This is a genomic window from Methanobrevibacter sp. UBA412 (genome assembly GCA_002495685.1).
GTDB classification, from domain to species: Archaea; Methanobacteriota; Methanobacteria; order Methanobacteriales; family Methanobacteriaceae; genus Methanobrevibacter_A; species Methanobrevibacter_A acididurans.
In genome coordinates this window covers 19,708-34,315 of sequence record DAGJ01000016.1, presented here as the reverse complement: position 1 = coordinate 34,315, position 14,608 = coordinate 19,708, and the positions used below count along the sequence as shown (strand labels likewise).

At 25.0% G+C, this 14,608-nt stretch carries 14 protein-coding genes; 6 read left to right on the top strand and 8 right to left on the bottom strand.

Annotated elements, in window-relative coordinates; translation table 11 throughout:
- Positions 1-13: 13 nt before the first annotated feature.
- Together BP997_RS04560 and BP997_RS04555 are read right to left on the bottom strand one after the other, a co-directional pair.
- Positions 14-700 (bottom strand): PHP domain-containing protein, encoded by a 687-nt coding sequence (locus BP997_RS04560; protein ID WP_413826752.1) that lies wholly within the window; start codon positions 698-700, stop codon positions 14-16.
- Between the two features lie 11 nt (positions 701-711).
- Positions 712-1,773: a DUF1786 domain-containing protein gene (locus BP997_RS04555; RefSeq protein WP_413826749.1), complete on the bottom strand. Its 1,062-nt coding sequence runs from the start codon at positions 1,771-1,773 to the stop codon at positions 712-714.
- A 126-nt stretch (positions 1,774-1,899) separates the two neighbouring features.
- On the opposite strand from BP997_RS04555, the gene BP997_RS04550 reads away from it, so the two are divergent.
- Entirely contained in the window at positions 1,900-2,607 is a 708-nt protein-coding gene (locus BP997_RS04550; RefSeq protein WP_413826747.1) for a hypothetical protein, read from the top strand.
- Between the two features lie 3 nt (positions 2,608-2,610).
- Here BP997_RS04550 and BP997_RS04545 read toward each other — a convergent pair whose 3' ends face one another.
- Positions 2,611-3,717 carry a radical SAM protein gene (locus BP997_RS04545; protein WP_413828912.1) on the bottom strand — a complete coding sequence of 369 codons (1,107 nt, stop codon included), beginning with the start codon at positions 3,715-3,717 and terminating at the stop codon, positions 2,611-2,613.
- A 99-nt stretch (positions 3,718-3,816) separates the two neighbouring features.
- Here BP997_RS04545 and BP997_RS04540 point away from each other — a divergent pair, with 99 nt between their 5' ends.
- From BP997_RS04540 to BP997_RS04520, 5 genes are all read left to right on the top strand, one after another.
- A complete protein-coding gene (locus BP997_RS04540) occupies positions 3,817-5,262 on the top strand; it encodes a cobyrinate a,c-diamide synthase (RefSeq protein ID WP_413828910.1) in 1,446 nt (481 codons plus the stop codon).
- Positions 5,263-5,825: 563 nt separating this feature from the next.
- On the top strand, positions 5,826-6,512 hold the full coding sequence (locus BP997_RS04535) for a hypothetical protein (RefSeq protein WP_413828908.1): 687 nt from the start codon (positions 5,826-5,828) through the stop codon (positions 6,510-6,512).
- A 621-nt stretch (positions 6,513-7,133) separates the two neighbouring features.
- The gene (locus BP997_RS04530; protein ID WP_413828906.1) at positions 7,134-8,309 is read left to right on the top strand and encodes an oligosaccharide repeat unit polymerase family protein; all 1,176 of its coding nucleotides are present in this window, start codon (positions 7,134-7,136) and stop codon (positions 8,307-8,309) included.
- Positions 8,299-9,444, top strand: coding sequence for a hypothetical protein (locus tag BP997_RS04525; protein WP_413828904.1), 1,146 nt, complete (start codon positions 8,299-8,301; stop codon positions 9,442-9,444). The genes BP997_RS04530 and BP997_RS04525 overlap by 11 nt, the downstream gene beginning before the upstream one ends.
- Positions 9,445-9,581: 137 nt before the next feature.
- Positions 9,582-10,412, top strand: coding sequence for a F420-dependent methylenetetrahydromethanopterin dehydrogenase (locus BP997_RS04520; RefSeq protein WP_413826785.1), 831 nt, complete (start codon positions 9,582-9,584; stop codon positions 10,410-10,412).
- Positions 10,413-10,538: 126 nt separating this feature from the next.
- Here the strand turns inward: BP997_RS04520 and hisB are convergent, their stop codons facing one another.
- The 5 genes from hisB to BP997_RS04495 all read right to left on the bottom strand — a co-directional run bounded on the left by hisB (position 10,539) and on the right by BP997_RS04495 (position 14,528).
- Complete coding sequence (gene hisB / locus BP997_RS04515; protein ID WP_413826780.1) at positions 10,539-11,117, bottom strand: imidazoleglycerol-phosphate dehydratase HisB; 579 nt, start codon at positions 11,115-11,117, stop codon at positions 10,539-10,541.
- Positions 11,118-11,192: 75 nt separating this feature from the next.
- Positions 11,193-11,384, bottom strand: coding sequence for a 4Fe-4S dicluster domain-containing protein (locus BP997_RS04510; RefSeq protein ID WP_413826783.1), 192 nt, complete (start codon positions 11,382-11,384; stop codon positions 11,193-11,195).
- 56 nt (positions 11,385-11,440) lie between these two features.
- On the bottom strand, positions 11,441-12,136 hold the full coding sequence (locus BP997_RS04505; RefSeq protein WP_409198310.1) for a winged helix-turn-helix domain-containing protein: 696 nt from the start codon (positions 12,134-12,136) through the stop codon (positions 11,441-11,443).
- Positions 12,137-12,261: 125 nt separating this feature from the next.
- The gene (locus BP997_RS04500; RefSeq protein ID WP_413825456.1) at positions 12,262-13,821 is read right to left on the bottom strand and encodes a flippase; all 1,560 of its coding nucleotides are present in this window, start codon (positions 13,819-13,821) and stop codon (positions 12,262-12,264) included.
- Positions 13,822-13,946: 125 nt separating this feature from the next.
- On the bottom strand, positions 13,947-14,528 hold the full coding sequence (locus BP997_RS04495; protein WP_409199050.1) for a flavodoxin family protein: 582 nt from the start codon (positions 14,526-14,528) through the stop codon (positions 13,947-13,949).
- Positions 14,529-14,608 lie beyond the last annotated feature (80 nt).

The following is a 14,608-nucleotide window of genomic DNA, read 5'->3' as shown; positions in this document are numbered from 1 at the left end:
GATAAAAACCATATTATTGTTCTTTTTCTAATACCTCATTAGGTATGGTTTTAGATCTTTTAAAATTACGTTTTATAACATTTCCCAATACTCTAAAATTAGATGTTTTCTTTCCTTTAGGTGTTGTTTTCTTTTTTTGTATAGCATCTATAATATCATCTACATTGCAATCACAATCAATTTCTGTATAGCAATCTCCTATTGATTTTATAAAGTGGGAATCACTAGATCCAAATCTTGCTAGATTCTTATTTTTAGCTAGTTCTTTAGCATGACTATTGGAGTATCCAATTATGTATCTTGCATTTAATGTTTCAACACCGTCATTTGATAAATTATCATCAATTTTTGTAAAGAGTCCATGTCTATAATAAGAATAAGGGTGAGGTATAATTGCTAATCCCCCAAGATCCCGTATTCTTTCTACAGTTTCTATTGCAGATTTTCCTTTTGGAATGTTTTCTGTTACTCCTAATCCTAATATATGTCCTGAATATGATGATATTTCTATAGATGGAACAACTAGTAAATTATCCATATTTTTTGATTCTTTTATTGCAAATTTAGATCCTTTAACTGTGTTGTGGTCACTTATAGCTATAGCATTTAAATCAACTTTTTGGGCTTGTTTTAAAATATCTTTAATTTGTGAGTTTGAATCTCCCGAATATATACTATGAATATGTGGATCGATTTTCATTATTTTATTTCCTATTGATTTAATTTATATTTTATAGTTTTGATTAATCCTATGGTTCCAGTCATCATAACGTCTCCACCTGGAGAAGCATAATGATAATCTAATTTTGTATCTTCTATTAATTTTCTTTTTGGTCCGGATACAATTACTTTTTCTATTTTGGATATTGGGTTTATTACATGTGCTCCGTGGCCATCATCGTCATGAACTTCTTCAAATGTTATAGTTCCATTAGCTAATCTTTTATTTAATTTATCTATTTTTTCCCCATTTAATCTAGATGTGTGGTGTTCATAAACTCCTTGTATTTTCCCATTTTCAATTGATGCTACAGTTGTATGTCCATTTCCAATGTCCATCACTATATAACTATTTAGTCCTTTTGTTGATTTATCATAACACATTCCACATATAGATGCAAATTTAGTATCCATTAATAATAATGGTTTTTCATTGTTTTTATTTTTTATTGTTAATTGGACTGATTTTTTCACTGATTGCATTCTACTATAATATTCGGGTATTTCATTTTTTAAAAATCCGTATTCTTCAGGTTTTATTGGATTTTTTAATTTTTCTCTAATTTTTTCAAAACGAAAGTCACGGTCTCCCATTTTTTCATTGTATCCATGATCTTGAACTGCTATAGCTAATGCATCAAAATTATAATTTAAATCGTATTGTGAGATAATGTTTGATATTTTGTTAATATTCACATCTTGAAGTGTTATTTTAGTATAGTTTTCATATTTTTTGTTATTTTCATCTTCAACAATTTCTATTCCATAAGATGCTACTTCTTCTAAGTTATCTCTTATTGTTTTTCCTGCAAGTTTTTCTGCGGCCACTTCATATCCTTTTTCCATGTGTTTAACTAATTGATTTTTTATTTTTCCTCCACCCATTATCACCCCATTTAAATAAATATTACTATTTGTTTTTTCAATTTCTTGACATATAGTTAAATGAGGGGAGGGTAAAACAAATTTTATTGAATTTTCTATTTCTTTTTCTGTATTGTAGAACATTATATCTTTTGTCCCTGTTCCAACATCAATTGCTAAAATTCTCATAAATTTATTATGTTTTTTTTATTATATATTATTTTTAGTTATAAGTTATTAGTTATAACTTATAACATTTAACTTATATATTATAACTTATAAATTCTTCAATAATTAAAATTTAAGGTTTTTGTCATGGTAAATAAGAATTATAATTTAAAATTCAGAGAGTCATATTCTTCAAAAGAAAATTATTCTAATAATCATTTTGATGATTTAGAAAGTATTTTGGAAAATGATAGAATTTTGGATGATTTACATATTAAAGAAGAATTAATTAAAGAATCTAACGATTTTAATAATTTCGGAGAAAAAGAAACAGGTAATCATTCTCAAAGAAGGATCGTTTTTAAATTAAATAATTTATCAAAAAATCATAAAAATCATAATAATTTATCTAATTTAATACAATCATATAACTCAAACCATAATAATAATAGATTTTTATTAGAGAATGATTTTTTAATAGAAAAAGCCGATATTAAAATAGATACTTCATCTAAAAATATGCAATTTAATAATAGCTATAATCAATATAAACCTAACTTAGATGTTGACACTTTTAAGATTGAAAAATCTGAAAATAAATCTATTATAAAAAAAAGTCAGAATCCACCTCAAGCATCATCAAAAATTAACTATGAAATCATTGAAGAAATTAACCAAAAAGTTAAAAAAAATCCAAGAATTACATTATGGTCACCAAGATCTGCTGCAGTTCTTCGTTATTTAAGAAAAACCTCTCCGGAATTTAGTATTAGTAAAGAAGCATCTTTATTAATAGATAATGCGATAAAATTTAAATATTCAGAAATCTGGAATCTATTTGATGATTTAGATTAATTATTATTGAAATGTTGTTTGATATTTACCTTCTATTTTTATATATGGTTCTGCTCTTTTAGTTACAACACCAATTTTCTTTAAATCACTTAATTTTTTAAATGGCATTTTTTTACGTATATTAATAATTTTTTTAGCAGATTTTGTACCAATTCCTGGAACTCTTATTAATTCAATATAAGGTGCTGAATTAATTTCAACAGGAAATATATCCATCTCTTGTGCTGCTAATATCTTAGGATCTTCACTTAAGGATAATTGACCATTTTCATCAAATACTATTTCATTTTTTTTAAATTTATATTCACTTAATAATGCATCAGCATGATATAATTGTGCAGTACGTTCTGTGGATTGTGCTTCTCTATTCTCTAATTCAGTACCTTGAACCGGTGTAAAAGCACTAAAATAAGTTCGTCTTAAATTAAATTTATTATATAAAGATTCCATTCTTTTTAATATTTCTTCATCCGTTTCATCATTGGCACCAATTACTAATTGCGTAGTTTGTCCAGAAGGAGCTAATGATGAATCTCTTATTGATAAGTCATTAATCCATTTAATTCTCTTTAAAATATCTTTATTATAATCTTTTGTTGAACTTAATTCATATAAACCATCTTTAGTAGCAGCTTCAATGTTCATACTTATTCTATCTGATAATGACATAGCTCTCTTTATTGAATCTTTAGAAGCACCTGGAATAATTTTTAGATGAATATAATCTTGATACCCATATTCTTTTCTTAATATCCTTGTTGTTTCTATTAAATTTTCCATAGTTTGATCTATTGTATTACCTACACCAGAACTTAAAAACAAACCGTTTACTAAATTACTATCATAATAATTTAAAAATACTTTAGCTATTTCTCTAGGGCTTAATTCCATTCTTGTAAAATTTCTTTTACATTCATTAATACAATATTTACAATCATTTTTACATTTATTAGTCATTAATGTTTTAAATAATGGAATTTCACAACCATTTGAACTTGCATTATAAATTCCAGGTAAATTAACTTCAGAATTTCTCTGTTTGTTTACATAATCACATAAATCAAATTGTGCGGAATCTGCTAAAATTTGCATTTTTCCTAATATTGTCATAGTATAAAATGTATTTTTTATATTAATAGTTTTATTGTAAATAATCATTTTCTATTGAATAAGAAAATTTATAAATAGAACTTATTACAACTATTTATCATGAAAATAGTATTAGCTGGTACTAGTAGTGCTGTAGGTAAAACAACAATAGCCACTGGGATTATGAAAGCTTTATCCGAAAAACATAATATTCAACCTTTTAAAGTTGGTCCAGATTATATTGATCCTTCATACCATACATTAGCAACTGGTAATCCTTCTAGAAATTTAGATTCTTTTTTTATGACAGATTATCAAATTATTAATGTTTTTAATCAAGGTTTAAAAAAATCTAATTCTAAAATAGGTATAATTGAAGGTGTTAGAGGTTTATATGAGGGTATAAGTCCTACTGGTGATGTAGGTAATACGGCATCTATTGCTAAAGCTTTAGACGCTCCTGTAATTTTAATCTTAGATGCTCGAAGTTTAGTTAAAAGTGCTGCAGCTGTTGTTTTAGGATTCAAATCTTTGGATCCTTCAATTAAAATTGAAGGTGTTATTTTAAATAAAGTTCGTGGTAAAAAACATTATTTAAAAGCTAAAGAATCTGTTGAAAAATTAACAGATACTAAAGTAATTGGGGGAATTCCTAGAGATGACTCTTTGATGGTTAAACAACGTCACTTAGGTTTAGTTCCTGCTTTAGAAAAAGAAAAAATTATTAATAATATTGAAATTTGGTCTAATATAATTAAAAAATATATTGATTTGGACTTATTAATGGATATTATCAAGCAATCTAAATTTTCTAATATAAAAGAAAACATGAATATTTTACATGAAAATAATTTGTCTAATATAAATAATAATATATCTTCAACATCACTAATAGAAAATTATAAATCTACAAATGAATCTAATAATAATGAATTATGGAAAGTTGAAAATAAAAATCCAGTAAAAATTGGTGTTGCTAAAGACGAAATTTTTTCTTTTTATTATCAAGATACTTTTGATGCATTAAAAGATAATAAAGCTAAAATAATTTATTTTAGTCCTTATAAAGATGATGATCTTCCTGATGTAGATGCTTTATATATTGGTGGTGGTTATCCTGAATTGTTCAAACAAGAATTATCTAATAATTTTTCAATGATTAATTCAATTAATAAATTTCATCAAGATGAGTTACCTATTTATGCAGAATGTGGTGGTTTAATATACTTGTCTCAATCTATAGATAATGTTCCTATGGTGAATGCTTTACCTTATAAATCAAAAATGACTTCTCATGTCCAAGGTTTAAGTTATGTTATAGGTAAGGCATCTAAAGATTCTATTATTTCTGAAAAAAATGATATTATAAGAGGGCATGAATTTCATTATACTAAAATTTTGCCTAATGATAATACTAATTTTGTTTTTGATGTCCAAAGGGGTAAAGGAATTGTTAATTCTATGGATGGAATTGCTTTAGGCAATACTGTTGCTAGTTATCTTCATATTCACCCATGTTCCTATACTAATTTTGCTTATAATTTTACTAAAAATTCTTCTTTGTAGTTTTTTATTCTATTTTTATTTTTTATTTTTTGTTAACTTTTAGTATATATTTTGTGACTCAAAGATATTATCATTTAACTCAATGACATTACATGTATCTTTTAATATCATTAATGTACTATTTTATATGATTTTTTGGATTGTTTTTTTCTATTTTTTTCATTTTTATTTTTTTAGTTTTAAAATTTTTTTTCAATAATTTTTAATGTTAATGACGATCCTTTTCATTGAGTTATTTTTGAAAATTTTTGTAACTCAATTTTTTTCACTTGAAATGGTGCTTGCACTATTTTTTTTAAGAAATATAATTTTCTTGCATATGTTAACTCAATTTTTTTATTAAAAATTAATTGATAATATCATTGTAACTCAATCATTTTTTTATGCTTTAAATTTTTTTATACTATAACTCAATTTCTTTAAATATTATTTAAATAATTTTTTTGTTATTGTAATTAATATTATAATTAACTCAACTATATATGCTATGATTAACAAACAATTAAACATATTATACTTAATTTATTAGTATAAATTTATTATAACATTAAGAAGGAACTTTTATGTTAGAAAAAGAAATTAAACAATATAAAAGAGGTAATAGTTTTACCTACAGAATTGATCTTTCTAAAAAAGATAATTTTGATGGTGGAGAAAAAGTTATGCTTCTCACTCTTAATGAATATAATCAATTCAATAATAAAATCGATGATTTCAATAAAATGTTGGATGATAAAGATAATATTATTTCTTCTTTGAGGGAAGAAAATAATAATCTTAAATCTGGTATTAGCAAAGAAGTTGACAAACGTAATTTTGAAATCTCTAAAAAAAATGAAGAGATTAAAGATCTTATGGATGAGAATCAAGTTTCTTTGCAAAAATGTTATGATATAATTGATGAGAAAGATAAATCTATTTCACATTCAATTGAAGAGATTCGGTTGGAAAGAGAAAAATCTGATGATATCTCTAAAAATTATACTGAAGAAATTAGATTGGAACGTCAAAGAAATGATAATTTATTAACTTCTAAAAATGATGAGATTAAATCTTTAAATTCTAAGTTGAATTCATGTTTAGAGGAAAGTATGGATAAAAATAATCTTTTGACTGCTTATCGTTTATTAATTGAAAGGTATAAATCTCGTAGTTTTATTGATCGTTTATTGAATAAAGAGCCTTCAGAAACTGATTTGAATGTAGGTTCTAAAGATACTTATATTTTAGACACTGAGAAAAAAGATTAATTTATTAATTTTTTTATTTTTTATTTTTTATTTTTTTGATAATGTAATATTATTATCATTTTGGGGTTATTGTAATGTTCTTTTTTACTATTTGATTTTTGTAACTCTTAGACATATTTTTCAACTGTATTTTGTATCTACATGTTAATATCATTGTAGTCTCTCTTTTTCTTTTTTTCATGTTAAAGGTATATTTCAAGTGTAAGTTTATGGCTTCTTTAGTCTTTATGTTTTGTGTGGGATAATATCAGTGAGTTGTCATGTTAACAGCTTTTTATTAACAATTTTTACTTTTGATATTACATTTAAGTTATCATTTTTTTAAGTCATTGTAATGTTATTAACATAAAAAATTAATATTTTTAATAATTTTAAAAATAATATTATTACTATTTTTGGGATTTTCTTTTTGTTTTCTTTAAAATTTAAAATTTTTTTATCTAATATAATTCTATTAATTCATAAAAATATTAATAATATATTTTTAGATCTAATAGAAAAAATTTATAATATTTAATTAATATTTTTTTAATAAAAAATAATAGTAACATTATTGATATATAAAATTAATAATAAACATAATTATAATTCTTAAGTTTTTAATAAAAAAAATGTGATTTTATGAATAATATTAAATCTTATTTAAAAAATATAGATGTTTTTAATCCACTAATTATTGTATTTGCAATCGTTTTATTTGTATTAATTGCATTACCAACTTGGTATATAACAACAGAATTACATACTCCTGAAATACCAATGTACTTTTTTATATTATTTGGATTAGTACTTTTTATATTAGGAACCTTTACTCCTAATATATTATATAAATTCAATAATTCTTTCAAAAATAAAATAGAGAATTTTAAGTTTAAACCTAAAAAAAATCTTGAAAAACTTCCATTTTTTGGAAATTATTCTAGAATGGAATCTTTATTATTATTTATAGTTATTTTAGGTATTGTTCTACAGATAATTAATTTAATTTCATTAGGAGGTATACCATTATTTAGTAGCTATTTAAAAACTAAAGCTGCTACTAAAATTTGGTTAATTTCTTATATAATTTATTTACCTGGAATCAATTTGCTTTTAGCTAAATTTAATAGAAACTCACATTATTTATTGTTAATATTAGGTTTATTTTTATTTGTTTTAACAGGTTATAGAACTACTCCAATAGCTATTCTATTGTCTACTTTCATAACTCTATATTATACTCGAAATTTTGAAACTAAACATCAATTAATATTTATTTTAATAATAATAATTTTATTTATTTTAATAGGTTTCATTGCTATTAAATCTATTTCTACCCAACATTGGAGAATTGGTCCATTAGAATTAGTTTCTTATAGGGCAGGATTTACTTTAAATATATTTGATAAAGTAACACGTCGACAATTTTTAACTCATGGTAATCTTTTCTATTCTACTTTGTCTGGATTTTTTAATTCAGTAGATCCAAGAGTTCTTGTAGGGCAAGCTGTTCTTAATGAAAATCATTCAATAACTTCCACTATTTTTGGTCCTGCAACTTTAGATTTTGGAATTATGGGTATGGGTATACAAATGTTTTTATTAGGTCTAATTTTAAAATTTTTATATATAATACAAAAATATAAAAAAGACATTTTCACTGCATTTTATGCAGTTGTTCTAGCTCAAACATTAATTTGGATTGAAACAGGACCAACCGATTTAGTAGTTTGGATTTTTTATGCTATATGTATTTTTTTAATTTTTATAGGTTTTTATAAAATTAATTTTTTTAATGAGGAAAAAAATGTCAAATAAAAAAAAGTTAATGACAATTGCAATTGCGGCAGAAATCACACCTGCAAAAACAATTATTCCTATTATTAAAAAAATTAAATTATTAGAATCCAAAAATAAATTAAATTGGGAAAATTCTAAAATAATAGGTTTATATCATGGAGATAGTGTAAAAAATATTTTAAGTCCTTTTTGTGATGAATGTTTTTCAATAGGTCAAGGTAGAGGATCTAATAAGAAAAAAAATTCTAATATAAAATTATCCTACTTAATTTTTAAGGACTTTTTAAAAGCTTTTTCCGCAATGAGAGGTAAAAATATAGATCTTCTTATCACTGCCGGAAATGCAGGGGATGTTAGAAAATCTATTTTGGTTGCTAATTTTTTACATATTCCTATTATTCATATAGAACAAGATATTTATAACCCAATTGAAATTATTTCTCATGCAAATTTGGTTACTGTTCCCTCTGAAAAATATGTTTCTTATTTAAAAAATCATTATAATTTAATTAATGTTCTAAATATTGGTGGATATCCAATGGTATCTTATGTTATTGATTCCATTAAAAATCATAAAAATATTTCAAAAGAACAAATTTTAAGTGAAAATGGTTTAAAATTAACTGATGATTATATTTTACTTGTTTTAGGTGGTGATTTAAGAGATAATGATCTTGAAAAATTAATACAGGTTTGTGAAAGTTTAAATTATCCTATAATCATTGCCCCATATCGATTTGATAAACAATTAGTTGAAAGTTTAGTTAGCTCTTTTAATATTAATGTTTTAGATAATTATGTGGATTTATATGATTATCTTCATCATGCTAAAATTTTAATTTATGCTGCGGGTATGGGAATGACTATTGAAGCGGGTATTTTTGAAATTCCTAGTATTAAAATAAAAGGTTTTCATAAAGATCATGCTAGTGTTGATTTAGCTAATGATTTAAATATTCCAATTGTCAGTATTGAGGATATTGGTCATGTTATTAATAATTTATCTAAATCTAACAGTAAGGATTTAATAGAAAATAGTCAAATTGCTATTGATAATTTAATTGATATTATAAATAATTTTAATTATTCATTAAATAAAAGTGGTTTAAGTTCTACAAAAAAAATATGGAATCAAAGAAAGAAATATAGGTAAATATTTATTTATTCAATGTTTAACTCTTTTTTGAACATATTTCACTTTCTCAATATGTTCTAATATATAAACTTACCGGTATCTTTTTAACAAAAGTACTTAAATAGTTTAAAGTATAGATTTATTCTTGTGATAATATGGTAGTTAAAATTGGAATTATAAAAAGTGGAAATATAGCAAGTTCACCTGTTCTCGAACTTTTATTAGATGAAAGAGCAGACAGACCAAATATTGACGTAAGAATAATCAGTTCTGGAGCTAAAATGAGCCCAGAACAAACAGAAGAAGTTGTTCCTAAAGTAAAGGACTTTGACCCAGACTTTTGTATATTCACAAGTCCAAATCCTACAGCACCAGGACCAGCTAAAGCAAGAGAATTATTATCTCAATTAGATGTACCTGCAATGATTATTGGAGATACTCCTGGACTTAAAGCTAAAGATGAAATGAAAGAACAAGGAATAGGATACATCATAGTTAAAGCTGACTCTATGATTGGTGCTAGAAGAGAATTTTTAGACCCAACTGAAATGGCTTCTTTCAACTCTGATCTTATTAAAGTATTAGCTTGTACTGGAGCTTACAGATTAATACAAAACACTATTGATGGTATGATTGAACAAGCAGAAGCAGGTAAAGAAATAGAATTACCTCAATTAGTTGTATCTGCTGAAAAAGCTGCTGACGCAGGTGATTTCTCTAACCCATACGCAAAAGCTAAAGCTATTGCAGCATACACTATGGCTGAACACGTTGCAGACTTAGATCTTAAAGGTTGTTTCATGGTACAAGACTTTGAAAAATTCATATACCTTGTAGAAGCTGCACACGAAACTGCTTCCCAAGCTGCTAAATTAGCAACTGAAGCAAGAGAAATTGAAAAAGCTAACGATACTGTTTTAAGAACTCCACATATGAAAGATGGATCTACTGGTTCTAAAACTGTATTAACTGAAAAACCACAATAAATACTATTATTATAAGTAGCTTTTTTTAGCTACTACTTTTTTTATTTTTTTTTATTAATTAAGAAAAATAGTTAAATAAATTTAATTATACTTTTTTTAGAGATTATTTTTAAAAAATAGTTATTTTTATAAAACTCCTTTAGTACTAGGAATTTTATCATTTTCTATAATACAAGCATAATGTAATGATTTAGCGAATGCTTTAAATAATGCTTCTGATTTATGGTGATCATTTGACCCTTTTACTGTTCCATAAATATTGATTTTTGCACTACTAGCAAATGATTCAAAGAAATGTATAATAATATCTGAAGTCATGTCTCCGATTTTATCATTTTTGAATTTTAAATCCATATTACAATAATTTCTTCCACTAATATCAATTGCAATTTTTGCTACTGAATCATCCATTGGGATTGTTGCATCTGCCATTCTTCGTATTCCTTTTTTGTCTCCAACTGCTTTGTTAAATGCAGTACCTAATAATATTCCAATGTCTTCAACTGTATGGTGATCATCTACTTCAATATCTCCAATAGCTTTTATTTTTAAATCCATGTAGCTATGTTTTGAAAAAGATTCTAACATATGGTTAAAAAAGTTTATTCCAGTATCTATATCATAATTTCCTTCACCATCAATATTAAGTTCTATATTGATATCGGTTTCTGATGTTTTTCTATTTACTTTTGCTGTTCTTTCCATTTGAATCCCATTTTTAAATTTTTTATATTATGTATAAAAATTTTATTTAATTAAATTAATAAATGCTTTAATAATTTATTCCCTTGGAGCATTTCTCATAATTTTAATAGCGTCTACTGGACATTTCATGGCACATAAAGTACAAACATGACAATATTCTAAATGAGATACATGTGCAACGGTATTAATTTTCCAAATTTTCCCACTTTTAGGACAAATTTCTTCACAGTTACCACATCCTGTACATTTATCTTCATCTATTTTAATTTTTAAAATATAAATCCCCTCACAAAAACTAAGAAAATAAATAAAAATTTATTTAATTATAATTTCAAAGTCGCTACTGACACCGCTTTAAAACCAATATAAATTTCTTTTCCTAAAGTTAAATTTAATTCTTTAGTTGCAGATACAGTAATATCTGAGAAAATATCGGTTCCACCAATATCAATTTTAACTCTGATCATTTCACCTTCAAGTTTCATTTCAATAATTTGACCTTTAAATATATTTCTAATACTAGATTCTTGAGGTTTCAACATTATGAAAATATTATCATAGCTAATCAAAGCTAAAATTTTATCTCCAACATTATAATTTTCATTTAATGGAATAGTTAATTGAACTTGTGGATTCAATTCAATTTTCATAATACCTTTAGGTCTATCAATACTTATTATATTAGCTTCAATCTCATTAACGTCTCGATGTAACTCCATAATTGCATTGATTTTTTTACATTCTTTTAAAATCATTTTACCTTCAGAAGTCAAAGTGGCACTTCCTCCCCCACCACTTCCACCTTTTTGTGTGCTTACAATTGCAATTTCTAAATTAGATTCTATCTTACTAATATAATTTAATGCAGTTCGATATGAAATTTTAGTTAATTTTGCAGCTTCAGTAATAGATCCTGTATTATTTATATACTTTAATAAATCGAATTTTTTACTATTCAGTAAAAATGAATTATCATCTATACTAATTTTATATTCTACGCCTGCTTTTACCTCAGTCATTTTATTTACCCTTCTATAAATAATTACTAATTAAAAATAATCTCCAAATATTTTTATCTTTATTTATGTAATATGTTATTATGTTTTTAATATAATTTAAAAAATTTTCTATTTAATTTTTATTTTTATACATATCTTTCTAAAATATTTATGAATTTTTGTACATATTTAGTTAACGGCCCAAATTTATTTCCAAAAGTTCTTGCAGCATTAATATCCTCAGGGTTTAATGTTCTAAAAGCTATTAAAAAAATTGTGTAGATTATGGGACAAATAATTAATCCTAAAATTAATCCTACAGTATTATGACCTAAAAAGAATTGTATGAAATATATTGGTATAGCCATAATAATTGATGCAATAATTATCTTTGTAAAAAATCCTATAGGTGCCTTTGTTTTTGTAATATGGAATGTAACAATTAACATAGGTATCATCATTGCTAATGATGCAATAGTTATCGCTAATGATCCTCCAATAATTCCATAAATTGGGATAAGATAATATCCTAATAGTACTGTGACAAGAGTTCCAAATAATAATAAATACATAGGTATTCTAGGGTTCCCTATTCCTTGAACTATACTAGATGAAATTGTAAACATTGAATAAAATGTCATTCCTATAACTAATACAGCTAAAGCACCTGCTCCAGCTATGTATGCAGGGTTAGTGAAATATACTAAACCTATTATCTCTTTTGCATACATGGCAATTCCAACACACATTGGAACTACAAAAACCATCCCATACCTATATACATTTGTAACATATTTTCCTAAAAGGTTTTTATTTTTTAAACTAAATGCTTCGGATACAGCAGGTAAAATTGTTGTTGCAAGAGAAGAAGAAATCATCAATGGTAAACGACCAATAGGATCTGCAGCGGTATAATAACCAATTGTTTCTGAAGTTAAAAAATAACCCATAATAATTGTACAAGCACTATATATACACATTTCAGCTAATGCTGCAACAGTTACTGGTATTGAAAATGAAATAAGACTAAAAGCTAATTCCATCTCTTGTTTTTTACTAAATTCAAAATCAGGGCTAGGTTTTCTTATATATTTTCCCATATGCTTCTTAAAAATAATATAAGCAGATAAAGCAGATAATGCAAATCCTAAAGCACTACCTAATACTGCACCAAATGCAGATAATCCAATCATAACTAAAGCTACAGCAAATATTATCATGAATAACTGTTCAATAGCACGGGTGTATAAAATGTAATCCATCTTATAAACCCCTTGAAATGCTCCCCGATAAGCTCCAACAATAACACTAAAAGGAGTTATAAGCCCTACTGCTTGTAAAGGTAATAAAACTTCAGGTTTACCAAAAAAGTCAGCTAACCAAGGAGCTACAATGAAAACCATCAGTAATCCCATAACAATACCTAAAAATGCCATGATTTTCAATGCAGTATAAACTGTTTGATTAGCTAAATCTTTTTTATCTAATGCATTATATTCTGAAACATATTTAGCAATTGCAGGGGGTAGTCCTCCAGCAGCTAAAATTTGAAAAATTCCTTGGAATGGTAATGTTAAACCAAGTATACCATAAGCAGATGGCCCTAAAAGACTTGCCATTAAAAAACGGTAAACATAACCTCCGACACGAAAGATTATATTTCCTATGAAAATTATTATACTACCTTTAGCTAATTTAGAAGCCATTAATTCACCTAAAAAGAAATTTATAATTTAAAAAATAATTTAAAAAAATATTATATAACTTTATTAATTTAACTTTTTTTTTGTTAATAAACTTAATTGTTTAATACTATTTTTAAGAAATTATTTTAACTTTTTTTTAAACTGTTCATGAAATTATTTATAGTTCTATTCAAAGTTTCAAAACCATATTTGTCTTTTTTAATTTCTTCTAAGGAATCCTTTGACCAAAATGAAGCACCTAAATTAGCTCCAAATGATCCTCCTCCAACTATATTTATATTATGAATTATATAAAAGGTATTTATTTCTTGGATAGCTAATTCCTGGCCACCTACCCTATCTCCACCTACCGCTATACTCATTCCAGTTTTTCCACTTAAAATTTTTAAATCTTTAGCTTCTAAAGCCCGACATCTTTCCATAATCATTTTAATTTGTGAACTTATTCCTCCACAATGAATAGGAGTAGCTATTATAAACCCTTCTGCTTCTTCGATTAAAGGATATAATTCTTGCATGTCATCTTCAATAATACATTTTTTATTTTTTAAACAGTAATCGCAATGTTGACATGGATGAATATCTTTACCTCTAACTTCAAAATCTATTGTTTTAAAAGAATTATTTTTTAATTTACTTAAAGCAATGTTTAATACATAATTTGTAGTTTGGTCTCGTGGACTCCCACATATTCCTAAAATCATAATTAATTCTATTTATCTTAAATTTATTATATTTTTTGAAAAATTTTTAATATATGAAAAAACAAAATAATTATAATAAATTT

Bases quoted from the DNA above. Each gene is read 5' to 3' on its own strand.
- BP997_RS04525 (WP_413828904.1), top strand. From the start codon at position 8,299: ATGTCAAATAAAAAAAAGTTAATGACAATTGCAATTGCGGCAGAAATC.
- BP997_RS04505 (WP_409198310.1), bottom strand. From the start codon at position 12,136: ATGACTGAGGTAAAAGCAGGCGTAGAATATAAAATTAGTATAGATGAT.
- BP997_RS04535 (WP_413828908.1), top strand. From the start codon at position 5,826: ATGTTAGAAAAAGAAATTAAACAATATAAAAGAGGTAATAGTTTTACC.
- BP997_RS04530 (WP_413828906.1), top strand. From the start codon at position 7,134: ATGAATAATATTAAATCTTATTTAAAAAATATAGATGTTTTTAATCCA.
- hisB (WP_413826780.1), bottom strand. From the start codon at position 11,117: ATGGAAAGAACAGCAAAAGTAAATAGAAAAACATCAGAAACCGATATC.
- BP997_RS04520 (WP_413826785.1), top strand. From the start codon at position 9,582: ATGGTAGTTAAAATTGGAATTATAAAAAGTGGAAATATAGCAAGTTCA.
- BP997_RS04555 (WP_413826749.1), bottom strand. From the start codon at position 1,773: ATGAGAATTTTAGCAATTGATGTTGGAACAGGGACAAAAGATATAATG.
- BP997_RS04500 (WP_413825456.1), bottom strand. From the start codon at position 13,821: ATGGCTTCTAAATTAGCTAAAGGTAGTATAATAATTTTCATAGGAAAT.
- BP997_RS04560 (WP_413826752.1), bottom strand. From the start codon at position 700: ATGAAAATCGATCCACATATTCATAGTATATATTCGGGAGATTCAAAC.
- BP997_RS04540 (WP_413828910.1), top strand. From the start codon at position 3,817: ATGAAAATAGTATTAGCTGGTACTAGTAGTGCTGTAGGTAAAACAACA.
- BP997_RS04545 (WP_413828912.1), bottom strand. From the start codon at position 3,717: ATGACAATATTAGGAAAAATGCAAATTTTAGCAGATTCCGCACAATTT.
- BP997_RS04550 (WP_413826747.1), top strand. From the start codon at position 1,900: ATGGTAAATAAGAATTATAATTTAAAATTCAGAGAGTCATATTCTTCA.